Annotated in this window: 24 protein-coding genes and 1 other RNA gene; 18 read left to right on the plus strand and 7 right to left on the minus strand. The window is 44.8% G+C overall.

Annotated features, from left to right (window positions below; genetic code table 11):
• Positions 1-14: 14 nt before the first annotated feature.
• The 3 genes from H6849_01910 to gmk all read left to right on the plus strand — a co-directional run bounded on the left by H6849_01910 (position 15) and on the right by gmk (position 5,263).
• Positions 15-3,092: an FAD-dependent oxidoreductase gene (locus tag H6849_01910; protein ID USO01777.1), complete on the plus strand. Its 3,078-nt coding sequence runs from the start codon at positions 15-17 to the stop codon at positions 3,090-3,092.
• A 185-nt stretch (positions 3,093-3,277) separates the two neighbouring features.
• Positions 3,278-4,576 (plus strand): M48 family metalloprotease, encoded by a 1,299-nt coding sequence (locus H6849_01915; GenBank protein USO01778.1) that lies wholly within the window; start codon positions 3,278-3,280, stop codon positions 4,574-4,576.
• A 45-nt stretch (positions 4,577-4,621) separates the two neighbouring features.
• On the plus strand, positions 4,622-5,263 hold the full coding sequence (gene gmk / locus H6849_01920; protein ID USO01779.1) for a guanylate kinase: 642 nt from the start codon (positions 4,622-4,624) through the stop codon (positions 5,261-5,263).
• 3 nt (positions 5,264-5,266) lie between these two features.
• Here the strand turns inward: gmk and H6849_01925 are convergent, their stop codons facing one another.
• The 5 genes from H6849_01925 to tadA all read right to left on the minus strand — a co-directional run bounded on the left by H6849_01925 (position 5,267) and on the right by tadA (position 9,760).
• Positions 5,267-5,752 (minus strand): hypothetical protein, encoded by a 486-nt coding sequence (locus tag H6849_01925; protein USO01780.1) that lies wholly within the window; start codon positions 5,750-5,752, stop codon positions 5,267-5,269.
• Positions 5,749-6,180: a hypothetical protein gene (locus H6849_01930; GenBank protein USO01781.1), complete on the minus strand. Its 432-nt coding sequence runs from the start codon at positions 6,178-6,180 to the stop codon at positions 5,749-5,751. The genes H6849_01925 and H6849_01930 overlap by 4 nt, the downstream gene beginning before the upstream one ends.
• Positions 6,170-6,778 (minus strand): hypothetical protein, encoded by a 609-nt coding sequence (locus H6849_01935; GenBank protein USO01782.1) that lies wholly within the window; start codon positions 6,776-6,778, stop codon positions 6,170-6,172. The genes H6849_01930 and H6849_01935 overlap by 11 nt, the downstream gene beginning before the upstream one ends.
• A 332-nt stretch (positions 6,779-7,110) precedes the next feature.
• Complete coding sequence (locus H6849_01940; GenBank protein ID USO01783.1) at positions 7,111-8,310, minus strand: type II secretion system F family protein; 1,200 nt, start codon at positions 8,308-8,310, stop codon at positions 7,111-7,113.
• Positions 8,288-9,760 carry a Flp pilus assembly complex ATPase component TadA gene (gene tadA / locus H6849_01945; GenBank protein USO01784.1) on the minus strand — a complete coding sequence of 491 codons (1,473 nt, stop codon included), beginning with the start codon at positions 9,758-9,760 and terminating at the stop codon, positions 8,288-8,290. Before tadA ends, H6849_01940 begins: the two co-directional genes overlap by 23 nt.
• Positions 9,761-9,930: 170 nt before the next feature.
• On the opposite strand from tadA, the gene sucC reads away from it, so the two are divergent.
• The 5 genes from sucC to H6849_01970 all read left to right on the plus strand — a co-directional run bounded on the left by sucC (position 9,931) and on the right by H6849_01970 (position 14,346).
• Positions 9,931-11,097 (plus strand): ADP-forming succinate--CoA ligase subunit beta, encoded by a 1,167-nt coding sequence (sucC, locus tag H6849_01950; protein ID USO01785.1) that lies wholly within the window; start codon positions 9,931-9,933, stop codon positions 11,095-11,097.
• Between the two features lie 2 nt (positions 11,098-11,099).
• Positions 11,100-12,011, plus strand: a complete 912-nt coding sequence (sucD, locus tag H6849_01955) for a succinate--CoA ligase subunit alpha (protein USO01903.1) — start codon at positions 11,100-11,102, stop codon at positions 12,009-12,011.
• Between the two features lie 153 nt (positions 12,012-12,164).
• Complete coding sequence (locus tag H6849_01960; GenBank protein USO01786.1) at positions 12,165-13,667, plus strand: YifB family Mg chelatase-like AAA ATPase; 1,503 nt, start codon at positions 12,165-12,167, stop codon at positions 13,665-13,667.
• Positions 13,668-13,811: 144 nt separating this feature from the next.
• Complete coding sequence (locus H6849_01965; protein ID USO01787.1) at positions 13,812-14,189, plus strand: hypothetical protein; 378 nt, start codon at positions 13,812-13,814, stop codon at positions 14,187-14,189.
• The gene (locus H6849_01970) at positions 14,170-14,346 is read left to right on the plus strand and encodes a hypothetical protein (GenBank protein ID USO01788.1); all 177 of its coding nucleotides are present in this window, start codon (positions 14,170-14,172) and stop codon (positions 14,344-14,346) included. The genes H6849_01965 and H6849_01970 overlap by 20 nt, the downstream gene beginning before the upstream one ends.
• A gap of 241 nt (positions 14,347-14,587) precedes the next feature.
• Here the strand turns inward: H6849_01970 and greA are convergent, their stop codons facing one another.
• Positions 14,588-15,061 (minus strand): transcription elongation factor GreA, encoded by a 474-nt coding sequence (gene greA, locus H6849_01975; GenBank protein USO01789.1) that lies wholly within the window; start codon positions 15,059-15,061, stop codon positions 14,588-14,590.
• A 132-nt stretch (positions 15,062-15,193) separates the two neighbouring features.
• Here greA and dnaQ point away from each other — a divergent pair, with 132 nt between their 5' ends.
• From dnaQ to H6849_01995, 4 genes are all read left to right on the plus strand, one after another.
• Entirely contained in the window at positions 15,194-15,880 is a 687-nt protein-coding gene (gene dnaQ, locus H6849_01980) for a DNA polymerase III subunit epsilon (GenBank protein USO01790.1), read from the plus strand.
• Between the two features lie 538 nt (positions 15,881-16,418).
• Positions 16,419-17,075, plus strand: a complete 657-nt coding sequence (locus H6849_01985; GenBank protein ID USO01791.1) for a lysozyme — start codon at positions 16,419-16,421, stop codon at positions 17,073-17,075.
• Positions 17,076-17,183: 108 nt separating this feature from the next.
• Entirely contained in the window at positions 17,184-17,864 is a 681-nt protein-coding gene (locus H6849_01990) for a lysozyme (protein USO01792.1), read from the plus strand.
• A gap of 2 nt (positions 17,865-17,866) precedes the next feature.
• On the plus strand, positions 17,867-18,859 hold the full coding sequence (locus H6849_01995; GenBank protein ID USO01793.1) for a hypothetical protein: 993 nt from the start codon (positions 17,867-17,869) through the stop codon (positions 18,857-18,859).
• Here H6849_01995 and rnpB read toward each other — a convergent pair.
• Positions 18,856-19,225, minus strand: an RNA gene (gene rnpB, locus H6849_02000) — RNase P RNA component class A. The two genes, H6849_01995 and rnpB, sit on opposite strands and share 4 nt — an antisense overlap.
• A 104-nt stretch (positions 19,226-19,329) precedes the next feature.
• Here rnpB and H6849_02005 point away from each other — a divergent pair.
• The 6 genes from H6849_02005 (at position 19,330) to H6849_02030 (ending at position 25,773) form a co-directional block, all read left to right on the plus strand.
• Positions 19,330-20,670: a trypsin-like peptidase domain-containing protein gene (locus H6849_02005; protein ID USO01794.1), complete on the plus strand. Its 1,341-nt coding sequence runs from the start codon at positions 19,330-19,332 to the stop codon at positions 20,668-20,670.
• A gap of 3 nt (positions 20,671-20,673) precedes the next feature.
• Entirely contained in the window at positions 20,674-22,041 is a 1,368-nt protein-coding gene (trkA, locus tag H6849_02010) for a Trk system potassium transporter TrkA (GenBank protein ID USO01795.1), read from the plus strand.
• Positions 22,042-22,126: 85 nt separating this feature from the next.
• On the plus strand, positions 22,127-23,488 hold the full coding sequence (locus H6849_02015) for a prolyl oligopeptidase family serine peptidase (GenBank protein USO01796.1): 1,362 nt from the start codon (positions 22,127-22,129) through the stop codon (positions 23,486-23,488).
• Entirely contained in the window at positions 23,476-23,808 is a 333-nt protein-coding gene (locus tag H6849_02020; protein USO01797.1) for an iron-sulfur cluster assembly accessory protein, read from the plus strand. The genes H6849_02015 and H6849_02020 overlap by 13 nt, the downstream gene beginning before the upstream one ends.
• 16 nt (positions 23,809-23,824) lie before the next feature.
• Complete coding sequence (locus tag H6849_02025) at positions 23,825-25,159, plus strand: AarF/ABC1/UbiB kinase family protein (protein ID USO01798.1); 1,335 nt, start codon at positions 23,825-23,827, stop codon at positions 25,157-25,159.
• Positions 25,156-25,773: an outer membrane lipoprotein carrier protein LolA gene (locus tag H6849_02030; GenBank protein ID USO01799.1), complete on the plus strand. Its 618-nt coding sequence runs from the start codon at positions 25,156-25,158 to the stop codon at positions 25,771-25,773. The genes H6849_02025 and H6849_02030 overlap by 4 nt, the downstream gene beginning before the upstream one ends.
• Positions 25,774-25,782 lie beyond the last annotated feature (9 nt).

Here is a 25,782-nt window from a genome sequence, read left to right on the forward strand (position 1 = left end):
TTTTGCGAACGAAAATGACAAATTTTCAAAATTTTCCATATCCCTTTGAGAGCTTTTTCTCTCAGTCTTCGTTACAAAAACTTGATCGTCTTTTTGTACGCCACTTACCCGATATTTTGAAAACACGCCTTGAAGAAGCCCGAAACCACCCCGATCGCATCACCCCTCTGCAAGAAAGCAGCCTTATTATTGCCTTAAGTCCTTTTTTAGAAAGTTTTTTGCGGGACAAATTCGATAGTCACAATTTTAATGTTTCAGCCAAAAATATCAATGATAATGGAAAAATACTGCATGCATGCAAACAAACGTTTATTCGGCGCATCGTTCATCACGACACGCGCAAAAACAATCTTTCGCAGCTCAACCACAGTATCCTTCAACGCGCAGTATTTAACCTGTGTGGTGGGGTTGTTACAGATGTGGCTTTTGCGCATGCCGTGAATGAGGCGCTAGAGAAACAAGATGCTTCCGCTGTTGATATACTTATTCAATATGCTCTTTGGGCATGTTACACCCCCGAAGGGAATGATGCCAACCGGGGCTCTTTGCTTTTTTCCAATTCCATAGATCCTATGGGTACACCCCTAAAAAATGGGATGATTGGTTTTGCACAAGAACCAACAAAAATCCGTGAGAATTTTAACCTCTGTGATCAAAAACCCGACACTGGTTATATCGGCCTACATGAGAACAGCTGCCTTATTTGTCATCCCCGGGCAAAGGATACATGTCGCACTGGTATAAAATTGGACCACCACTCGCCGCGTATAAATCATGATGGTGCCCCAATGATCGGGTGCCCCCTCGACCAAAAAATATCCGAGATGATCCATATTTTTCAGGATGGAATGCCCCTGAGTGCCTTAGCAACAATTGTCGTTGATAATCCTCTTGTCGCTGTTACTGGAAGGCGTATTTGCAGTGATTGCACAAACAGCTGCATCCTTCATGCCCATACACCTATTGATGTCCCAAGCATTGAAACACACATCCTTGACACCGTTCTTGAGCAAAAATATGGCGTAGAAATCTATGCACTTCTTACCCATTGGAACCCCTTGAGTATTCGTTCACCTCTTCCCCAGGCGTTATCTGGACATACCATTCTTGTTGCAGGTCAGGGACCTGCTGGTTTCGGGCTTGCCCATCATTTGATGCACATGGGGCACACAGTAATTGCTATTGATGCCCTCAGGATAAAACCGATTAACTCTGCCTATATCACTAAGCCGATTGCCCATATACAAGATATTTGGCACGATCTTGATACACGCATTCCTGATGGATTTGGTGGTGTTGCAGAGTATGGAATTACAGCACGTTGGGATAAAAACTATTTGCAGTTGGTGCGCATTATTTTATCACGCAACCCTCAGTATAATCTTTTCGATGGTTTGCGCTTGGGCAGCCAGGTGCAACTCGCAGATCTTTTTGATCATGGTGTTTCCCATGTAGCTGTGTGTGTGGGAACAGGTCGCCCCAAAGATTTGCCGGCCATCCGTCACGTCAAATATGGTGTTCATGTAGCGTCTGATTTTTTGATGCACCTTAATCATGGTGCTTATCACAAAGATCTCCCCAGCGATCTATGGATTGACTTTCCTCTTGTCGTTGTAGGAGGCGGTTTAACGGCCTGCGATGCAGCAACAGAAGCCCTGGTCTACTATAGGCGTCAGTTGGAAAAATTTGCACACGCTTGGAGTGCTCTCAGCAACTATGAACAAAAGACCCTTTTAGAAGCTTACCCCCACCTCAAAAAGATTGATGCCCATCTCCAACTCCTTGAGAACATTCATCGCGACCATCACAAAAGCTTCTCATCTTTCTTACATGCCACAGGAGGAGTCACTATTATTTATCGCGGACGTTTCAAGAGCTCTCCCGCCTACACAACAAACAAGCATGAGATTCAGAACGCCTTAGATCAGGGAGTGACATTTATCGAGAATACAACCATTCATCACGCGTGTACTGATGAAGAAGGAAGATTAGAGACGCTTGTCTTGCAGAACGGTGAAACCCGAACAGAAATTTCCGCACGGACACTTTTGGTCGCTACTGGTATTCATCCCAATACACATATGGGAGAAGATGCGCGTATAGTTGTTAACGAAGAATCCCTCTTTCAGAAAACAGCAGATCAATCATCATTTTTTATCCAACACACAACCAATACCCCTATCACTGTTTCCCAGCACGGAGACGTACACCCGGATTATTCGGGCAGCGTTGTCAAAGCCTTAGCAAGCGCAAAAAAAGGAGCACGGTCCATTCATGCATCCTTGATCAAAAAAGAACCCACACAAGACCCTTCACGCATCATTAAAAACTTCTCTTGCTTTTATCAGGCAACTATTACACAAGTTTTTCCCTGTGGATTTACACCCGGTTATCATGTCGTCATTCATGCGCCCGCTGCTGTAAAAACATATAAGCCAGGGCATTTTTATCGGCTAAACGTTGTATCCGCAGGCGGTGACTTTCTGGAGAAATCTCTCGCATTACTGCCCATACACATTTCCAAAGAGAGCAACACCGTCTCATTTTTGATTTATTCATCGTCTCACTCTGCAGAAAACTTTGCGAATATGCGCATCGGAGATACCGTCCATCTCATGGGACCGGTTGGAAACTTTCTTGATAATAAACCCCACACACATTTTGTGACAGACTCTCGTTGGCTTGCGCAAATTGCACAGATTGCTTCATGCATGTCACAGGCAACTATTCATATCGACACAAGTCAAATAAGTGAAAAGCTTTTAGCGATGGTTCGCCAATATCATCCCAGTGTGCGCATTGTTTCCACACACGCCTCCGTAAATGGTCTTAACGTTCCTGACAGCGCGCCCGTTATTGCCACACATGAAACAAAACGCCATGACGATAAGACAATTATCCTCACGCTTGCTCCCATGCAATGCATGATGAAAGCCGTATGCGGACGTTGTCGGGTGGCCTCAGCAGGAGACTCTCCTCCTATTTTTGCCTGTCAAAATCTTTGGAATAAAGCGGAGGTCGTTGATTGGGAAGTTGGTGCATACAGCACTGATCCACAGAATCCCTGGAATCTACTGAAAAAGATAAAGTAGTGTAAAACTTCAAGAGATAGAGTTATAATCGCCCGCATGCGCCAAACAAAATAGCGTCAACGGAGATCACTGTGATAATGCCCAAACAATCTACTGATACAATAGACTGTTCCAATAGGCGATCTTTCGTACACAATAGCAGCGTGCAACAAAAATTTTCCCACAGCATATTTTCCCTTTTTTTTATGCTGATCAGCCTGACAATGCCCACGCAGGCGCTTTATGACTTCAAGAGAGGAACATCAATCCAAGATCAGGAGCTCACCGATGTTATTCAGGCTCTTTCTGATCCTATTTATAAAACTGTGGGGATTCCATCTGGCAAAGTTCGACACTATGTCGTTGTAGATCCCGAAATTAATGCGGCTGCTTCTGTGGGGCCAATTATGATCCTACATACAGGAATCCTTCTCACGGCAACCGCCGAGCAAATGGCGGGGGTTATTGCCCACGAAACAGGCCACATTTATGCTCGCCATGTGGAGCTTCTCATGATCACCATCAAAGAACGTCAGCTCTTAGCACTTGGTACTACGCTATTAGGGGCTGGTATTATGATAGCCAATCCAGGTGCTGGCCTAGCAGTGGCTTTAGGGGGATCAGAAATTGTGCGGCGGGGGTTTTTTCGATGGAATAGAGGTAAAGAAGCGGCAGCAGACCGAACAGCAACAGAAATTCTGACAAAACTTAATTGGCCTATTGAGGGACTCACATCGTTTTTATTAATGCTCCATCGCCGCGAAAATCTTTCCTCATTAAAGCCTGACCCTTACGTACTTACCCACCCTGATCCAAAAGACCGCGCGGATGTCATTTTATCCAAAAAAACATCTGCGGCATCTTCCGCAACCTTTCCGAAAGATTTGAACCAACGGTATCTACAACTACAAGCCAAACTGAGGGGTTTCATTGAACCAGGGGCTGTAACACTCCGAAAAACACAGGGAAAAAAAGACAAGCACTCTTTGTACGCACGATCGGTGGGTTACCACAAATTAGGCAAACATCCACAATCTCTGGAATTACTCAACACGCTCATTGCAAATGATCCTAAGAACCCTTATTACCAAGAAACGAAAGGACAGGTTTTGTTTGTTTCAGGAAAACATGAAGAAGCACGCGCCTCCTATCGCACCGCTGTATCCTTAAATCCCAAGGGAAATCTTGTCCGTCTTTCTTATGCGTGGAGCTTACTTATTGGAAAAAATGCAAGCCCAGAATCTGCCCTTAAAATTCTTGAAGAGATGCGTGAGACAGAAAAAGAAAATCCTGAATTTTGGCGCTTGTATGCTTTTGCTCTTGGGAAAATGAAACGTATGGGAGCAATGTCATGGGCCCTCGCAGAGCGTTCGTATTTAATTGGTAATATCCCAGAAGCAAAAAAGCAGCTTGAGCGGGCAATTCAGTTCCTGAAACCCCAAGAAAAAGATATCAATACTAAAATTAAAGATCTGAAAAATTATCTTGAACATGCAACCGAATAAATTTTATAGTGTGGATTGTTCAGAAAGAATGATGCAAGGAAAATAATGACTCCCCCCATCTCAAGAAGAGGGATTCTTTTCGCACTTTCCTCACCCTCAGGTGCAGGAAAAACAAGTATCGCCCGTGGATTAATCGCATCCGTAGAGGCTCTTTCGCATTCTGTTTCCTATACCACACGTCCAATCCGTCCGGGGGAGGTTGATGGGAAAGACTACCATTTTGTCGACCAGGAAACATTTAATAGTATGGTGAGTGGTGGTCATTTCTTGGAGCATGCGTACGTGTTTGGTAATTATTACGGAACACCAAAAGCCCCCGTGTTGGATAGATTGCAACAGGGTGGTGACCTTGTTTTTGATATTGACTGGCAAGGATTCCAGCAAATCAAGCAACATAAAAATCAAGATGTTGTCAGTATTTTTATTTTGCCTCCTAACAAGAAAGCTCTTCAACAGCGGCTCATATCGCGGGGCCAAGATTCTGCTTCTGTAATAAGCAGGCGCATGCAGCGGGCAGCTCAAGAGATGAGTCACTGGATAGAATACGACTATATCATTATCAACACTATTCTTGCTGACGCCATTCAAGCGGCTGTCAATATTGTTCATGCAGAACGGATGAAGCGGTGGCGACACATTGGTCTTGTCCCTTTTGTGCAAGGAATTTCTGATCCCCCAGACCATTGATTTTCACGCCGGTCCTGGATGTTTTTTTATCGGCTGGAACATACACTTTCCTGAAATGACTTTTTTACGTACACAATCATAACTTTCGTGAGCTTTTAAAGGCACATGGGCACCATCAATGCTAATCACAATAGCATCCGACGAAACGCGCAGCAAAGAAAGACTACCTTGACGCTTGCGTGTAGGAATGTAAGTGGATCCATTAATAATCACCGTCCACTGTAGAGGGCTTTCATACACAATACTTTTGACATAAAAACCGTCAATACAATAATTCCCCAAGCTACCCGCATGGATATTAGCACTTAAAAAGTAAGCAATCATAGGTACACGGCAGGATCTCCAAAATCCCATAGACAAGGATTTATGTGCACGCAATAAGAGTCCTTCATGGGTGAGTTCTCTGTGATTTTTTAAATGCTTTTCCTCCCCCTTAAAGACATGCATAGACTTTGTATTGGTAACAGGAGAAATTATTAATGACTTCATATACATTGACGACTTTCCAGCTTAATGATAAATCCCGTGCGTTTTTTACCACGGCTCAGCCGTATAGATTGCAGCGCAAGTACCATGGGATAGTCACGCTGTATATCTGCGATGTACTCATTGATCAAAGGTGATTCTTCCAACGTTCCTCCCATCGTCAGTAGTATCCGCGGTAATGAACCCTGGGAGGAAGACAAGCACTGGGCTGTTACGCGCTGTACGCACATACCGTAAAGACGGGCACTTTTTGTGAGAAAAACCCTCATTTTTGGACAAGTAATTTTTTGGGGATCCATCAAACAGGAAACATGCTTGGTGTCCCCCACACAAAACAAATAAACAGATGCAAGACCCATCCATAAACATAGTGCTGCCACACATACGGGTGTTCGCAGCGTATGTCTCCAAAATATTTTATCAAAAATCATGAGTAAAAACCTTTCTATGAGGATTTCTGTGAAACTTTCTCAGTTTCTGCCCCAGTGTTTCGTGCGTTTTGTTGCGCATTGGTGAATATTTTGTTTTTCTCAAGGGTGGGGAAATGTTGATGCTACTAAGGCATCTTTTTGTATAACAATCTATGCCTAAGGAAACACCAAAAACACTACCCACAATAAGGAAGAGTATACTTATTTTTTCCACCCATTTAAGAGCCCTATGCAAGCGAAAAACCTGTAAAACTTTAGGGTTAGGTGTCATAAAACTCATTCGCAAACAGGGTGTAATGTGTGGCAATATCGCCGTCATGTTTTCATGGGGAATATCCACGCTCTTCCATACAGAACGCACGGGAATGTTGATTTTTTTCAAAGAAGAATCAACCAAAATTGGACCAACCCCCCGATGCTTGTGCCAAAAATCATCCGCAACCGAAAAGGGCCTATCATCAACAATAGACCCCCCTTGAGACGCAACCATCCGTGTGTGTGAGTCCATTTGATAGACACACAGCCATTTTTCATGATCGAGTATGTGGTGGTGTTGCGCAAGAAACGTAACGATACCTGTTTGTAGTGGTGCGATCATACGAATCTGCTTGTGAGCGTATTGGGCAGAACAGACACTAGCCTCTAATATCCCATGTTCAGGTTCACACACACTCCACAAATAGGATGCCCACCTTCTCTTCTGTAAGTGGCTCCATTGATAAAAACCTATCTGATGATCTTGTCTCCACACACGCTTCCAAAACCAACGACCCCACGCAGATACACCTCCAAGACTATAGACCCGCCCCTCGAGAGGACCTGCATAGGGGAAAAAAAGCACATTTTTGTATAGAAGACTTTTCGTTGCAAAAAGGGCATGCGCGGATTCCTTTACAGGAGAAGAGAAAGAACAAAAAGAAACACGCGAACTCACAGCTGAATACCTATATTATGGTAGATGGGAAAAAACACTGCATAAATAATCCACACAATCACACTAGCTAGCACCACAATACCTGTGGGGTAAATCATGTTCTGAAGACGCTCTGTGGAACGCGTCAGTCGATCCTGCTCAAGAGTCGCGATTGTTTTGATGATTTTCCCAATTGTATTCCCGGAAGAAAGACTCGCAATGTATTCTTTTGTGTGATGCGAACACAAAAAAGACACCTCCAAAACACAAGTAATTGCCCTTCCTTTTTCCATTTGTTGGTAAAGAGAGTGAAGATGTTTCTTTACTGTATTGTTTGGAAAAATATGCGCACACGCTTCCAGTGCATCAGTGAATTTTATCCCTCGCCCAACAAGACAGGTCATATAAAACCATAGAGTTGCTCGCATATACTGTCGATAAAAAGGAATGCGCAGAAAAATTCGGTGTGTGTATTCTTTAAAAATTCCAAAAAACGACCATAGCATTAAACGATCATACAAGATTCCCCCCAGCGTTTTGCTCGCTATCAGGCATAGACAAAACCCTAGGTATATAGGGGCTGAAACATGAGCAATTCCTTCACTTAAAGCGATTACAAACTGTGTAGAAATACCCGTATCCATACTATTTTCTTGAAAAAATGAATGAAGCTGCGGAACAAGAATTACTAACAGAGCAACAAACATGATAATCATAAATGTTGTAATAATACGCAATTGTCCTTTGATACGCGCCATCAATGCATCGCGTGCCATTTGTTTTTCAAAAAGATGACTAATAAACTGGCAAGAATGCACATAATCACCCATGTGTTCGGCTAGCTTCACAAAGGAAACAGTGTGTGGCCCAAAAAGTAATGGTTGTTTCTCCAGGGCTTGACCCAGTGAAAGACCATCATGACACAGGGAGTATTTTATTTCCTGTAGAAGCAAGCGATAGCCTCCATAGGATTTTTCCTGGGAGAGACAGTCCAAGGCTACCGCCAAAGGAACGCCTGCTTGCAACAAATCACCCAGCGCATCAAACATTGGTTTGAGTTTCCTCACGCAAGATAAATTCTGCCTCCGCATACAAGGAAGACGGCAAAGATAGAAGCAACCCAATTGCCGCAGTGTCATCCGCGCCCATTGGGAAGAGCGCGTAAATCCACCTTGAAAAAGTGCGCCCGTTTCATCAATGCCAAGGTACAGCTTCATGGCTACTTTCCTGTAAAAGAGTCGTCACTGGGCCTAGGGCGCGTTCTATTTCTGCAAACGTTGTACGCCCATCCCGTAAAAGATCCCATACCCTGGAGAGAATGCTTTCTTCCTGAGATTCTGCAAGCCAACGCATGAGGTCATGCCGTGTCTCAAGGGTGTGTCCGTTACCACAGTAGCTCGGCATGCGCACATATTCATCAAGCACTGTTCGTCCGCGCAGTCCCCCTTCGGCACATACCACACACGTTTTGTGCCCACAAACACATCGGGTTCGAATCAGTCTTTGGTTTAATACACCCATTGTTTGAGAAGCGATATCACCGACTCCCACACCAAAATCTATAAGACGAGCAATAACACCTTGAATATTACCAGCGTGCACGGTTGCAAGAATAAGTGTTCCTGTCATTGCAGCTCTATACGCCATGCGTGCTGTTTCTTCATCGCGAATTTCTCCTAACAAAATAACCTCCGGATCTTGGCGCAAAAGAGACCGCAACCCCTGTGCATAGGAAAAATCCAATGCCGGATTAATGTTCGACTGAACCATGTACGATCGTCGATACTCAACCGGATCCTCAAGCGTCATAATCGAACGCACACCACGCGCATACAACATGTGCACAAGAGAGTAAAGTGTGGTTGTTTTTCCTGATCCCGTTGGACCTGTTACAAGAAAAACACCCTGGGATTTTTTTAACGTCATGCGAATGGCATGAATCCTGCTGTCAGAAAAACCCAAATCGGAAAGACTTTTTTCCCGGGCATCCATTCCCAAAAAACGCAAAACAATGCGTTCTCCATGAATACATGGATGTGTTGAAACCCGTATATCCAGAAAAACCCCTTCCTTATGATAGGAAAAACACCCGGACTGTGGCCGACGTGTTTCTGCAATATCAAGATGTGCACGCATTTTCATCTGAACACGCAATGATGCCCATATATCACCCGGCAATATTCCTAAGTCACTAACAACCCCATCAATGCGACTGCTGACTGTTGTTTCTGTTTCATAGGGATTAAAATGCAAATCCGTTGCCCCACGATGAATAGCCAGCAAAAGAACATCATCAAAATTACCAGGAATTGCCTCAAGGGCCTGTGGGGTAAAAGCGCACACTGTATTGTTTTGATCCATGCACACCGTGGTTCCTAAGGTAACACCAGAAGACTGTTGTCTTCCTCCCCCGACATGAAGAGGTACCTTTCCTCCTAAATGAGCGTATAAACCAAATATTGCTTCTGGAGATGCGTCCTCATTAAACTGGACATGCATACCATCAGATTTTTCCTGAAATATCCTTACGTGAAAGCGTTTCATAAGCGCAGGGGTTAAACGATGGGTGTTTTGTGTAATATTCTTGCGCAAAGATTTGCCAGTGAAGGCATGCAGTGCATCATCGGAATAGGTGTGGTTGTGGGCGTGTTTGACTGAAGTTCTCATTATATCCCCCCTAAAAATATCTTATACATTACTTCTTTGACAAAACCTTTCAAGCCCTTTGTACCATACTGGCAAACTTTGTCTCTAGGCACCCACAAGAGCTGAATACCCCTTTACCTTGCGTAAAAATTCCCTACAATCCAGTTAGGCTAGAGAGGGGGAAAACCGCAATGAACTTGCATGAATATCAAGCAAAGCAAATACTTCGTAACAATGGGATTGATGTGTTACCGGGTTATATTGCGTACACCCCTGATGAAGCTGTGAGCAAGGTACACCTTCTGCATTCGCCCAAGTGGGTTGTGAAGGCACAGATTCATGCTGGTGGACGGGCAAAAGCAGGAGGAATCCAGTTTGTATCCTCCAAACAGGAGCTAAGGGATGTCGTTGAAAGCCTTATTGGATCAAAGCTTGAAACACCGCAAACACCCCGTGGAGGCGTTCTTGTTCGCAAAGTCTACATTGAAGAAGCCTGCGCAATCAAAGAAGAATTCTATTTATCTCTCACTGTTGACCGAATGCGTGCAAAAATACGCCTGATGATTTCTCCTAAGGGGGGAATCAACATCACAGAAACAAGCTTGTCTTCCCCCGAAACGATGCAAACAATTTATATTGATCCGCTCATTGGTCTTTGGCCGCATCATATTCGTCAAATTAGCTATGGATTTCATTTGTCTTACAATATGATCCAACCATTGCAACAGGCACTCATCCAGATTTACAGTTCATTTGTTGCATGTGACGCAGAGTTGATAGAAATCAATCCGCTTGTACTCACAACTGATGCAAAGTTATTTCCCCTGGATGCAAAAATATCCATTGATGACAACGCCCTTTATCGCCGTCCTGATCTTTTGAAACTCAAAGATGTTGAGGATATCTCAGAAATTGAAAGCGAGTCCGAACAACTTGGCTTCAGTTACTGTAAGCTTGATGGTAATGTGGGGTGTATGGTCAATGGTGCTGGCCTTGCGTTGTCTACGATGGATTTGCTAAAGCAAAATAGCATTAATGCAGCCAATTTTTTGGATATCGGTGGGGGGGCAACCCAAGAACGCATTACATCTGCCTTTCGCTTAATTCTTTCTGATCCACAGATTGATTGTGTGCTCATCAACATATTTGGCGGGATAACCCGCTGCGATATTTTGGCAAAAGGCATCGTACATGTTATCAATGATATACGAATTTCTGTTCCCCTCGTTGTGCGCATTCAGGGAACAAACGTGGAAGAGGGCCGACGCATTTTTCAAGAATCAAACATTGATATTATAACAGCTAACACACTCGAAGAAGCCGTAAACCACGTGAAGGCAATTGTGGGGAAAACATGAACATGAGCCTACTGATTGATGAAAACACACGGATTATCTGTCAGGGCATTACGGGACAGCACGGGACATTTCACACGCAAAGCGCCCTCCATTATGGAACAAAAATGGTCGGAGGCGTTACGCCCGGAAAAGGATGCACAAAACACATTGATCTTCCCGTCTTTAACACAGTTGCGGAGGCGCGTAAAAATCTTGATTTTGATGCCAGCGTTATCTATGTTCCGGCAGCACTAGCGGCTGACGCGATTATGGAAGCGGCTGATGCTGATGTCGGTCTTGTCGTTTGCATTACAGAAGGAATTCCTGTACACGACATGTTGCGTGTAAAGAGCGCCCTTCGCGGAAGAAAGACTATTCTCGTAGGTCCGAACTCTCCTGGCATTATTGTCCCACAAAAATGCAAAATTGGTATTATGCCGGGAAATATTCACACAGCTGGGTCGATTGCTGTAGTTTCGCGCTCTGGAACACTAACATACGAGGTTGTTTGGCAACTGAGCCAACTGGGGCTCGGTCAACGCATTTGCATTGGTATTGGGGGTGATCCTATTATCGGAACAAGCTTTGTGGATGCTGTCGCTGTTTTGCTGCATGACGCTCATACACAAGGTATCATCATCATTGGAGAAATCGGCGGTAATGCCGAAGAGGAGTTAGCAACATATCTTAATAGTATCCCCACACACGAACGCATCCACAAACCTATGGTAGCTTTTATTGCTGGTCAGTCAGCACCTATAGGACAACGCATGGGACACGCGGGAGCAATCATTATCGGAGAAAGAGGAACCGCACAAAATAAAATGGATGCACTTACTGGCGCAGGTGTTATCGTCACACCCTCACCCGCAAACATTGGCGCAACAATGCTTCAAACAATGAATACTTTTAGGGCCTCTGTGGATTCTCTCTAGGGCTCTTTTACTGGTGTATAAATACCAAATTTGATAAAAAAGATATGCCATAATTTCCTTATGAATCCTGTAGTGTTGGCAACTTTATGTCCCTGTTTTTACCTCGCGCAATTATAGTGGCATAACTGGTCGACCTATTATGTTATCTGCATCATGTTTGTGAAAGTACCGACTGTATCGTTCCTGGGACCACAGGTTGTTCCCGTCAACGCAGAGGTGTCTCTTTCCCAAGGCCGCCCGATATTTACGATTGTTGGCCTTGGTGATAAGGCAATTAATGAATCCAAGGAGCGCATTTATGCCTCTCTTGATTATCTAGGTTACACACTTCCCCCCAAACGTATAACCGTGAATTTATCACCTGCTGATATGGTAAAAGAGGGCACACACTATGATCTTCCTATATGTTTGGGTATTTTAGGGGGCATGGGTGTTGTGGATCCGGAACGGCTGGCGCTGTATATATTCATGGGTGAGCTATCACTTGATGGCAGCATTAACCCTGTATGGGGAACCCTACCAGCTGCCTTGCATGCACAAAACAGGGCAACGACTCTTATTTGTGGAAAAGAAAATGCGCATGAAGTTTCCTGGGCTGTCCCCCATGTAAAAGGAGCCACGCACGTACAAGATGTTATTGATTTTCTACACAACAAGTCTTGCCTTTCGGTAAAACCACCATCGTCGACAAACAAGACACAGACGCACAAACAGGATCTTGCTGGTATTTATGGCCAAAAACAGGCAAAGCGGGCCCTTCTTATCGCAGCAGCAGGACGTCATAATTTAGTGATGATTGGATCGCCAGGGTCAGGAAAAACACTTCTCGCAAAGGCCTTGCATGGCATTCTTCCCCCTCTTTCACCTGATGAGGTGATCGAAACACACATTAATTACAGTTTTTCAATACACAAAGAGCCAGCATCATACGCACCGCGGGAACGTCCCTTTCGCAGCCCACATCATACGTCTTCTGCAGTCTCTCTTGTGGGAGGAGGGCTTCATGTAAAACCCGGAGAAGTTTCCCTTGCCCACAATGGAATTTTGTTCCTGGATGAGCTTGCTGAGTTTTCAGGAAAAACACTCGAAGCCCTACGTGAGCCGCTTGAAAGTCAACGCGCCCATATATCTCGTGCGAACTACACGGCTACTTTCCATGCTGACTTTCAACTTGTTGCTGCTCTTAATCCCTGTAAATGTGGGTATGCGGGATTGCCACAAGCCTGTGGGAAGGCGCCTGTGTGTGTGCGAAAATATCTTGATAAACTATCGGGGCCACTCTTGGATCGGTTTGATCTCTTTGTAAATGTAAGGCCTGTGAGTCCCGTTTCGTATAATATGCCTCCCACAGAATCCAGTAGTGATGCGCGCACCAACGTAGATATTGCTTGGGAGAGACAACGCAGGCGTAACCCTGATACGGCGATCGCGAACAGCCGGTTACCTCATGAATTTTTATCGGCGCACGGAAAATTTACCGCTGAATCCATGGAAACCCTTCAAAAAGCAAACGATGTTCACGCCCTTTCAACCCGAGGTTACCACCGCGTCATGCGGGTAAGTCGTACCATCGCAGATCTTGCCGATTCAGAGGATGTGACACGATCCCACATACTTGAGGCCCTCTGCTTTCGTCAACACAATTTCGGCTTTTAAAAAAATAAATCCGAAATTTTATATGTTATATTTGTGTATTTATTATTTTTTATAATACCCATGATAATAAAGGAAATCTAAAAATATAAAAATACTCTTTTACTGTGGGATTTATTTTATACACTTAATCATCCTGCTCTCGCCTTGATACTCGTCATTCTGCGCCCCCATCCCGGGGACACTGCGTGGTCAACAGCAGGGTGGCTTGTGTACTTTTTCTTTGTTGGCGTTTATTCCTATCACCGGTATAGCCTCGTTCAAAGCAATAGTGTCGTGAGAAATCCGGCAAAATATGCCCATACCTTGGAAAAAATAATGGACTCACGTATTTACTCTCCCTGGAGAAATAAATCCTATATCTATATCGGAATGTGCCTAAACTGCAATTTGGCCTTTATGTGGCTTGGAAAAACTGTCTTCGGCGGGATGTTTCTCATGTTAGGTGCGATGGCTGCTGGTTATCACAACTTTCTTGAGGCTACTGGTTTGCATCACTTTATTGATGCTTTTGGATATAGCTAGTTCTGTTCCGGGTATGTCTGAGTTTTCTCCCGGATATATCATCGTCGAAGGACTCGGAAAGATTGCGCAGTATCCACTTGAGAAGCGGTTGATGGTGGCATGTACGATTTATATCCTCAGCCCGGGGGTTGCACGCAAACATACCTCAAAACCATAGAGGAATTATAATCCTCTTGAGGGTTTGTTTGCATGAGCATAGTCTTTCTCATTAAGAGGTTAGAGCCCCAATTGTACTGACTAATCCTGTGCCATTTTCTGGGATTTTTTCTTACAACTCTAACGCCCCAAACATAATAGAAGGGAGAAGTTCACAAGGACTGAGCGCAATCGGCCTGTGTTTTTTGTAGAGAAAATAGGCCAAGGCGCAGGGCAACCCCCGCTATCAAACAGATAAGTTTCTATGTGTAAGCTATTTTGAGAATTTCGTATCCCTTAACACCACGTGGTGAGCGCACCTCAACACTCTCTCCTTGGGACTTTCCTATGAGGGCGCGCGCAAGAGGTGAGGTATTGGAAATCCTTTGTGTCTTTAGGTCTGCCTCATCAAATCCAACAATTTGATAGGTTACCTCTTCATCAGTTTCCTCATCTACGACCGTCACGGTGGCTCCAAAACACACGCGTGTTGAGCGAATTTTGGCAGGATCGATGACCTCTGCACATGATATCTTGCCTTCGATGTCGCGAATACGAGCCTCAATAAAGCCTTGTTTTTCTTTGGCCGCATGGTACTCAGCATTTTCTGACAGATCTCCATGAGCCCGGGCCTCAGCGATGGCTTGAATAATCTCGGGTCGCTCAATGGTCTTGAGTACGCGCAACTCATCTTCGAGGGCAATCTTACCTTGAGGTGTCATGGGAACACGTTCCATGCGAATTAATCCTTACACGTGAAATAAAAAATAGATCATAGAAAAACCTGAGCAATCATTCAAGTAGAGGATTGAAATTTTTATCCAGGGCACATAAAAATATAAAAAATTCTGGAAATACACTGTCAGACTATGCGCGAAATTATTCTCGACACCGAAACTACAGGGCTTGATCCGAAAAGCGGCCATCGCATTGTTGAAATTGGGTGCGTTGAACTTTTCAATCACTTGCCAACAGGTAATACCTACCACCAATATATCAATCCCCAGCGCTTTATGCCCTCAGAGGCCTCGCGCATCCATGGCATTACGGATATTTTTTTAGAGGACAAACCTCTTATGGAGTCAGTAATTCACGATTTTCTGACTTTTATTGGGGACAGCCCTCTTGTGATCCATAATGCTGCATTTGATATGAAGTTTCTGAACGCAGAACTTGTGTGGCTTAACCTCCCTGAAATACCGATGGTACGAGCTATTGACACCTTGCGCATCGCACGCCAAAAATTTCCTGGATCCCCCGCAAGCCTTGATGCCTTGTGCAAGCGCTTTGGCATAGATAACGCCATGCGGGATAAACATGGCGCCCTCTTGGACTCATACCTGCTTGCTGATGTATATCTGGAGCTTATTGGAGGGCGACAACCTAACCTGCAGTTACAACGCTCACACAAGACAGACACAGACTCCAACCTTACGGTCACACGCCCCTATCGTGAACCCCGTACGTTTCCTCCCTGCCCAGCAGACACGGCCAATCATGACGCATTCATGCGCACAATCGCTAATTCCTTATGGAGCAAAACTCCAAATAAATAACACGTATCGAACAAGCACCAGCACAGACCACGTGTTTTTTGTTCCCTTCCTCCCTGTGAATAGTGGGGATAACATGATGCATAACCCGCAGAGAGAAAACTTATCCCTGCCAGCATACAATCACACAGGCTTTTTGCACAGGTTCATAACAGGCTCATAACAAAATGCATAAAAAAAATGCAGAAATCATCCCCATAATTATCCCCAAGTCAGACGGTGTATCGCATCATAGTTATAGGCATGAATAAAAAGTTATGCGTATTACACACAATATGGTTTGGTAGGCGCCTGGGGACAAAAATTAATTATCCACAAGTGTGTATTACAGTTATACACGCGCCAACTACAATAACTATTCTATTAAATATATATAATAGGAAAAAAACCTGTTGATAATTCCAATCCCTTCCTTACGAGCAATAATACAAAAATAATCCTCGCACCGCCTTTGTGAAAGGCGCGCACTCTCTCTTAAGCATCCAGACGGTTGTTAGGTTCCCCCTCCTTTGTTGTTCTGACATCAACGAAGTTTTTTTCAATGATAGAGAGATACCTTTTGTATGGTGTGCGTATTGTTTGGGAAAAGGATTCCACCATGATTTATCCATCAGAACGTGCAACCATTTCTGATCGCTTGCTTGATCTTATTAAAACATGCGAAGGTTTCCGGTGTAATGCCTACAATGACGCTGCTGGATTGCCAACCATTGGTTACGGTCACCTCATTTCCCAAGCAGAGTCTTGCTTGAAAAAAACAACGCTCACAGAACGAGAGTCGCACACCCTTTTGCGCGCGGACATAACAACGCGCGCAGATATCAAACCCTATGTATTAAGGTCTTTGGCTTCCCACCAATCAGATGCGCTCACTTCGTTGTGCTTCAATATTGGGATGAAACGCTTTAGCCAGTCTATGGTTCTCAAGCATACAAATACACAGGACTATGAGAGCGCTTGTGCATTCTTTGGCCATTGGCGCCGTTCTGGAGGGGTTGCGTTACCGGGTCTGATGATGCGGCGATTGGCTGAGGCGTGTATTTTTTCCCATCGATTGGTCGATCCGGCGTCTTCTTTCCCTCCGAGTGTGCAATGGGGACGCCCTCCTATTCCGATCACCGACGAAAATTGGACCCTGATGGGGAAAGATTTGCGCGTGCATGCTGTTGCTATCTATGAGGCTTATTGGGCAGAGTGAATAATAAGAAAATATGGACAATTAAATATTGCTATTTTGTCAAAAACCTGTAACAGTTCTAATGCGCAGCCGTTTTTTTTGTGTAACCAAATAAATTGGAGTGTAATTATGTTTAAATCATACAAGTACATCAAAATTATTTATTTATCTATCCTTTTCTTTGTTTCACCATGCATTGCTAGCTCAGCACTGTCAGAAGATTGGTCTGTTCCTGGAGGAGCTGTAAGACTTATCCAACGCTTTGAGTCTTTTTCTCCTGGTGTATATAAAGACAGTGGCGGCAATCCTACTATAGGCTATGGACACCTTGTGACACGCGGAGAGTCCTATGAAGGTAAAACGTTATCAGAGCCTCAGGCATTGAGACTTCTCGTGTCTGATATACATGACAGAGCTAATATAAAACCATTAGTTAAAGTAAAAATTGATCCATGGCACGAGGATGCGCTTACTTCGTTATGTTTCAATATAGGACTGGGAAACTTTAGGAAGGCTGATGTGTTAACAACTGTGAACACTAAGGGGTGTGATGCCGCACGAGAGTATTTTGGACACTGGCGACGCGTTACAGTAGGTGGTTCTAAGGTCATATCTACGGGGCTTATTAAACGTAGATTTGCCGAGCTGTTTGTCTTTGCTGGAGAAGATCTTGACCCCAGTTCTGATCTTATTCCCAGTGAGCAGTGGGGAATTGATCCCATGCCCATCACCGATGAAAATTGGGGTAGGCTTTCTTCCGCTCTTCGGGAAGAAGCTGTTGAAATTTATAAGGAATGCACGGCGGAATAATAATGAACTTACGGCTGACTTACTATATTCCTGCGCTTATCTTCCTCTTTCTGAGCGAGATAAGTGCAGGGGTACATTCTGTTGATAAACAACATACAAAAATTCATGATCTATGTTTACAACTTACTGACAAGCTAGATGTAAACCCCCAGGCTGTTAAAAATCAAAACCACTATGTTAACGATAGGCTTCAAAAGCAGTCGAAAAAATTGATAGCTTACATACCCAAGCGGGTGGATGAAATTTACGCGATCGAGCTTGGTTCCCTTGGTTCGGGACATGCTCAGATCATGGGGAATACACATGCATTAGTTGGAGATTCGATCATAGAGGAACTAACGTTTCTGCAGGCTTTGCGATTTACAAATGACCTAGTACAGAATTGGCTTGGTGATGGGAAAGAGGCGCTTTGGCCGCATATTCAAACATTGAAAACACCTGGAGAAATCCTGAAAAAAATAGAAGAAAAAATCTGTAACTGGGAAAATATCCAAGATACAGATTTACATATGGTTGATTCTGATTCCTATGCTTTATCTCCTGGCTATACACTTGCACGAACAAAAGCCCTCTTTTCTTTGAAGCCTCAGCGCAAAAAATACATGTTTTCACGTGCGTTCATTAAACAGATTCGAGTGTTGGATTTGCTGATTAATAGAGCGTTGTTTGATGCACTTGCGCTCTGTGAGGATTGCCAGGTTGGTCTGAGAGCTATGCTTGTGGGGCAGGCAAGTTGGCTCACATTACGGGGAGAGTTAATGGATCTTTATGAATGTGTTGGTGTTTCTCAAGAGATTGCTGCTTTAAGACTTGTCTGTTTGTGTCTCGATCGACTCTACTACTATCGAAAGTTTGTGAAATATTTTCGTGAGAAAGACTCTTATCACAGGTGCTTGCAGCCCCCTCCCTATCTCTATGCAACTATGCTGGACTGTGACGCCGTTGTGCGATGCCAGAATATACTAAGCAAAAAAGCCAAATCCAAAGCAAAATAATGCGGGTGTCTGTAAGCCGGGTTCTGTCATACGTGCGTACGCACGCGAGGCAACGATTCATCTACGAGACATGTTGCCATGCCCCTCTAGCAACCTACCCGCTTTTCATCAGTCGGAAATACTGGCCACTTTCGTGGCATAAAAAGCCTATTTGGTCTTGCTCCCGGTGGGGTTTACCCTGCCTGTCATGTTACCACGACAGCGGTGCGCTCTTACCGCACCATTTCACCCTTACCACATGCGTGGCGGTATATTTTCTGTGGCACTTTCCCTGAAGTTTCCCCCGCCGGGTGTTACCCGGCACCGTTTTCCATGGAGCCCGGACTTTCCTCGTATTGCACAATACGCCGTTGCCCGACACCCACACTATTGTTAGATATAAGCGCTCCTCTCTGAGGGGTCAAGGGTGCTATGGCTGGTGGTGCGTGAAATATTTTGCTATACAAGAAGAATATCATTTGTTTGTATCCATGCGTAGTTGGTTTTTTTCATGTGTATTTTTCACTACACAGCTAGCGGCTAACTTAACGGTTGTTAGTTATGCGCCGATAGTTGAAAAAGTAGCACCAGCAGTTGTCAACATCTATACAACGCGCGTGGTTGAAAAAACCACCGGTCTTTTTTCTGGATTTTTTGGGGAAGTTTTTGGTCCGCAACAACGGGTACGTGGTATTCAGCGCTCATTAGGGTCTGGTGTGATTGTGCGCTCGAATGGCACGATTATCACGAATGCCCATGTGGTCAAAAATGCGGGCTCTATCATGGTTGTTTTTGAAGATGGTACAGAACAAGAGGCTGATTTGGTTGTGTCCGATGAGCGCTTTGATCTTGCGGCACTCAAGCTGAAACTATCAACAAAGAAACTTTATCCGTATCTTGAAATTGCCCCCGTTGATACTTTGCGTGTGGGAGATGGTGTTTTGGCTGTGGGGAATCCCCGCGGTCTCAATCACACAGTGACAGCAGGCATTGTTTCTGCCCTTGGTCGTACGGAAGTGCGCCCCAATGACTTTCGCAATCTTATTCAAGCGGACTTATCCTTGGCACAAGGAAGCTCTGGCGGAGCCCTTATTACGCTTGAGGGAAAGCTTGCCGGTATTAATACAGCTATCCTTGCCGATGGTATTGCGGCCCCTGCTGGTTTTGCGATACCGGCGGAACTCATCGTGCACATCTTGCGCGCTGTGGATCATGATGGGAAAATTACATACCCGTTTGATGGTATTTCAGGTCAACCAGTGACCACAGAAATGCAAAAAGCCATGGGGCTTCCCACACGGATGGGGGCGTTAGTAAAAGCAGTCTACAAAGGATCTCCCGCAGAAAAGGCGGGAATTCGCCGTGGGGATATCCTTATGCACATTGATGGTCACGCGCTGAAAACGCCTGCGTCCCATCAGTTTTGTCTTTTCCGCAATCATGCGCGCGCAACACTTGCTTACGGATATATCCGCGATAACAAAACATATACCACAAAAGTAACACTTACATCAGCTCCCGAGTCATCTCAGAAGCCTTATACAATAACTGATGACCCTCTTCTTGAGGGGGCCACAGTTGAAGAACTATCCCCAGCTCTTAACTTTTCCCAAGATCGTGATATCATGGTTCAAGGTGTTGCTATTATTGCTATTGCGCCTCACAGCCACGCTCACCGTGTAGGCTTTCGCGTGCATGATGTCCTTCTAACGATCAACGGTAAATCAGTTACGGGGATTAGCCAGTTAAAAAAAAGCCTTGCACAAAAAGTAACTGATCTTCGTATCCAGCGTGGCGAAAATATGATTCGTCTCGCCGCAGGAGGGGAATAGTCTATGTCTCTTATCATTTGCGGTGCTGGCCGCGTAGGATATTACTTGACGCGCTATCTCTCCAAGGCTGGTTATGCTGTAACGGTTATTGACAGTGATCCAGATATAATCCGTGATATTTCTGAGGAATTGGATGTTCAGGCGGTATGTGGGCGTGCATCACACCCCAGTGTATTGGTGCGTGCTGGTGCAGAATCTGCTGATGTTATTTTGGCCCTAACACAGATTGATGAAATGAACATGGCTATTTGTGAGGTTGTTCATGCTTTGTTCCCCCCCAAAAAGAAAGTTGCACGGATTCGTAATCATGCCTATTTAATGCCTCGATGGTCGCATCTTTTTGATGCAGGAAACCTCTCGATTGATCATGTTATTTCCCCTGAATTAGAGGTCGCAGAGTCCATTAACGAAAGTTTACGTATCCCGGGCTCATTTTCTGCACAAAAAATGGCTTCAGGACAAGTCTACATTATTGGTGCCCGGTGTCGGGCAAATTCTCCCATTGTGAACACGCCTCTTTCACATATTATTCATTTGTTTCCGCAACTTGACGCCACTGTTCTTGGTATTTTACGTAAAGGTCAGGCACACATTCCTAAGAGTGACGATGTTATTCTTGAGGATGACGATATATATGTTTGCATTCCCGCCAGCCAAACAAGCCTTTTGATGCGTGCATTTGGTCTTGAGAACCAAGACTCTCAGCGCCTTATTATTTTGGGTGGGGGGCAGATTGGTTATAATTTAGCCCGTATTGTGGAAAAAGATTCCAACTTTGTTGATGTGCGAATCATCGAGAGAGATATGGTTCGCGCACAGTATGTTTCTGAAGAGCTTTCCGATGCTACGGTTATTTGTGGCGATGCTCTGGATGCAGAGATAATAGAAGAGGCTGGAACATCCCAGGCTGATCTTGTTGTTGCGCTTACCCAAGATGATCGTGTCAATGCGCTGGCGGGGCTGTTGGCAAAAAACCACGGCGCACACAAAGTGTTGTCGCTCATCAATAACGAAGCCTATGCTCCCCTTGTGCCCCGTCTTGGCATTGATGGTGTCATCAATCCTCGGGCTGTAACGCTTTCGCGGGTTATGGAGGCCTTGAAAGGAGAGGCCATCAACCAAGTCTATTCCTTGAATGAAAACTTAGGGGAAGTTTTGGAGGTGCGTATTGCTGAATCAACAGCACTTATAGGCCAATCTGTGGGTGATATTCATCGTGGGTATGGGGTAAGAATAGGGTGTCTTTTGCGTGCTGAGGGGTTCGTTTATCCATCAGATGCTACGATACTGCGTTCCGGAGACAGAGTTATTATGCTTGTTCCCCTTTCATTGCGTCAAAAAATCCATGTGGCACTAGGGATGACCTTATAAATAGCCTGAGAAGGTCTTGAACGCATGTTGCGAGAATAGAAGATCTCGTGTATGTAAAGCTATTGTCTTATACAAAGAAAGATTGATGATGAAACGATTCTACACTCTTGCAAGAATGGTGATTCTTGGGTTCTTCGCCAGCAACCTCCTTAATGCAACCCCTATCGATCAAACGAACCGCACTGATGTTGCTAAGGCTATGTATGCTGTAGCAAAAGAACTAAACAGTGCTCCGCAACAATCGCTTCCCGATCCCTATACGGGACAGAAAAATGCTTTTAATCCAGGAGTCTCTCGATCGATGAAGGTGGACGGACTGGACTTTTTTGAGATGCACACGCTACATTTGACGAGCTACCATCTGCCACCAAGCGCGATGGTTCCCAAGGTGTGGCTTAGTCTTAAGACGCAGGAGTTTTTTAAGGCTCCCACGCATGTTCCTGTGATTATGGTAACACCAACAAAGTACGACACCTCAGGTTCTACGCACTATCCTCTGGCTGTATTGAGTCATGGCAGTGGTGGAAGTCTACACCTGCAACTATGGTATGCGCAGATCTTGGCACAGCGTGGGTATGTTGTTGCTGTGATTGATCACTTTGCCGCTAAGGGGCGTCAATGCAACCCCATGGACATTAAAACGTTTCACATTGAATCAAATGCCATGGATATCGTGCGGGTTGTTGATTACATGAAAAAACAACCCTATATTGATGAGAAGAATGTTTTTGTTATAGGGTGGTCTTTAGGGGGAATGGCTGTTGAAATGAGCGCACGTGCCTCTTTCGTTAATGCTGTTGCGCCTCACGTGTCATACAATGCGGCAATCTGTTTTTATCCACAAATTGTTGTCCAAGAAATGCTTCCCATCCATAAAAGCAAGCTCTTTTTCATTCTTGCTGGCGCTGATGACTATACGCCGGCGCACAATATTTATAACTATGTGGCGCGTATGAAAAAACTTCCTGGCCAAAAGCATCACCACGTTCGTGTGGTCGAGGCAAAGGGTGCCCATCATAGTTTTGACCGCATTAATTTCACCCCATTTTGGAGTTATTGGTCCCAGGTCTTATACAACTGGTCCGCATACCAGGGATTGGGACGAGGACTTATTAATCCGCTGGGTCGCTTTATTGCTGATAAGGTGTTTGGTGATTATGCTTACTATAAGCTACAAACATTCAAGCATGGTCAAATTTTGATCGATACACAAAACCCTCTGCGTGGATTCGCACCCCTTGATGCTGTGCATAAAAATGATATGGAGGCAGAGATCTCTCATGACTTCAAACCATGGGATGAATTTATGACCTATTTTCAAGCTCACGTCAGTCATGGCGCCAGTCTACAACCGGACCCACAGGCGCAAAAGTGGGCCTTGGATCAGCTCCTTGGGTATTTGGATAAACACATGGTTGCATCAGAAGGGGAGCAATGCCCACACTAACACTCACAGACCGTGCTGCTGCTGAAATTCAAAAATCCTTGACCCATGAGCCTACTGGATCATTTCTACGCTTGGAGGTGTTGGGTGGGGGTTGTTCTGGATTTCAGTACCGTTTTCGTTTTGATACCCTCGTACAAGGGGACGATAGGTGTTTTGCGAATGATTCTTTTGGGGTTGCTCTTCATGTAGATCCCTCTTCTTTTACACTTCTCCAGGGTTCAACTGTTGATTATAAAGAAGATCTCATGGGGGCCGCATATGTTGTGATTAACCCCAACGCTGAAGTATCATGTGGGTGTGGAAACTCTTTTTCGCTTTAGCAACAAGAGGATAAAAATGTCTGATAAGACGATAACAGGGAAATGGAATCGTCTTGGAACGTTGGGGCCTTCTTTGGGAAATTTGGCCATGCGCGCCTTCTTAGAAAACTACCTAGGAATCCCCGCAAACCACATACACCATGCAGAAGCCATTAAAAAAGCTCTAGGGTCTCTCAAGGGTCCGATTATGAAAATTGCACAAATGCTAGCTTCTATTCCAGGAGCTGTTCCTGATGAATACAGAGATAGTTTTAGGGAGTTACAAACCAATGCTCCGGCGATGAGTGCCTATTTTGCCTTGCGCCGCATGACGGCAGAACTTGGGCGCTCGCCGCATGATATGTTTCAGTCATTTTCTTCTGAGCCTTTTGCGGCTGCCTCCCTCGGTCAAGTGCACCATGCCAAACATTGTGATGGCACAGACCTTGTGTGTAAAATCCAATATCCTGACATGCACAATACGGTTTGCGCAGATATCGCCCACGTCCACCGCTTTCTCAGCGTATATCAAGGACAAACGCCGGCTCTTGATGTACAAAACGTGGTCAGTGAGCTTGAACAGCGCCTTTACGAAGAACTTGATTATGATCTTGAAGCAAAAAATACGAATCTTTTCGCGCGTATTTTTGCAGCTATGTTGGGTGGTGGTATGCATGTGCGTGTGCCCCGGGTGTATGCTGAATATTCAACCAAAAAACTTTTGACGATGATGCGCTGTTCCGGAACGCCTGTGTACGCAGTTATGGACCAATCTCAGGAGTGGCGTAACGTCTGTGCACAAACATTGTTTCGGGCGTGGTATATTCCTTTTTATACCTGTGGTGTCATTCATGGCGATCCCCATACAGGCAACTACAGTGTTGATCTTTCTACAGACACGCTCAATATCTATGATTTTGGCTGTGTGAGGCGATTTACGCCGCGCTTTGTGATGGGTGTGATTCGTCTGTACCGTGCGTTGCTGAATGACGACAAGGCCGCGTGTGCTGAGGCATATGAGCAATGGGGATTTAAGGGCCTATCACCCGCAGTGATTGAAACACTTAATTTGTGGTCGCGATATGTGTATGCACCGCTTCTTGATGATCGTGTGCGTCCTATTGACGAAGAATACACAAGTACGAAAGGACGGACATTGGCAGCAGCTGTTTTTCAGGAATTGCGGGCACAAGGAGGTGTTTCTCCCCCGCATGAATTTGTTTTTCTCGATCGTGCAACTGTTGGAATGGGTGGTGTTTTTATGACACTGAGAGCCTCTCTTAATTGGCATCAGGAATTTGAAACCCTGATTGCTGGGTTGGATGAAAATATAATACAAGCAAATCAAGAAAAATTCGGAGTTTGGTCATGATGAAGAGTGTTCTTTTTCTTATCTTCACTCTTGTTTTTTCGCCCTCCAAAACAAAGGCAGCCAAAGATGTTTCCGCACAGAAATGGGTAGAAAAAGCCGAACAGTATTTAAACACACACAAGCAGTGGCAAGCATCGTTTCGCCAAGAAAAAACCGGAGAACTTCCGAAAACAGGCATAATATGGGTAACACGTCCAGGGTTGCTGCGTATTGATTACCAATCGCCTGAAATTGAGCACCTTTATATCAATAATAAGTGGGTAACACACGTCAACCCCCGCTTTCAGGAGCTCTCAAACATTCCGATTGATGCGACGCCTGCGGCTTTCTTTCTTAGCAAACACATCAGTCTTTCGGCAAATGTAAGGGTCACAGGAACATCATGCGAAGGAAACGAGGTTGTTTTGCGTGTTGTGGAAAAAGAAGATCCAAACAAGGGGATGGTTTTGTTGATTTTTACTCAAGCGCCGTTTGCGATGAAGGGCTGGGTTATTATCGATGCGGGAAAAAATGTGACACGCATTACTCTGACCACACCCGTGGTAAGGCATGATAAAAAACACGCCTGGTTTATAGAGGAAACATCTTCTGCCCGGGTGAAGCTACGAGATTAACGAGTGGTT

Source organism: Alphaproteobacteria bacterium (assembly GCA_023898725.1).
Classification (GTDB): domain Bacteria; phylum Pseudomonadota; class Alphaproteobacteria; order JAUHZC01; family JAUHZC01.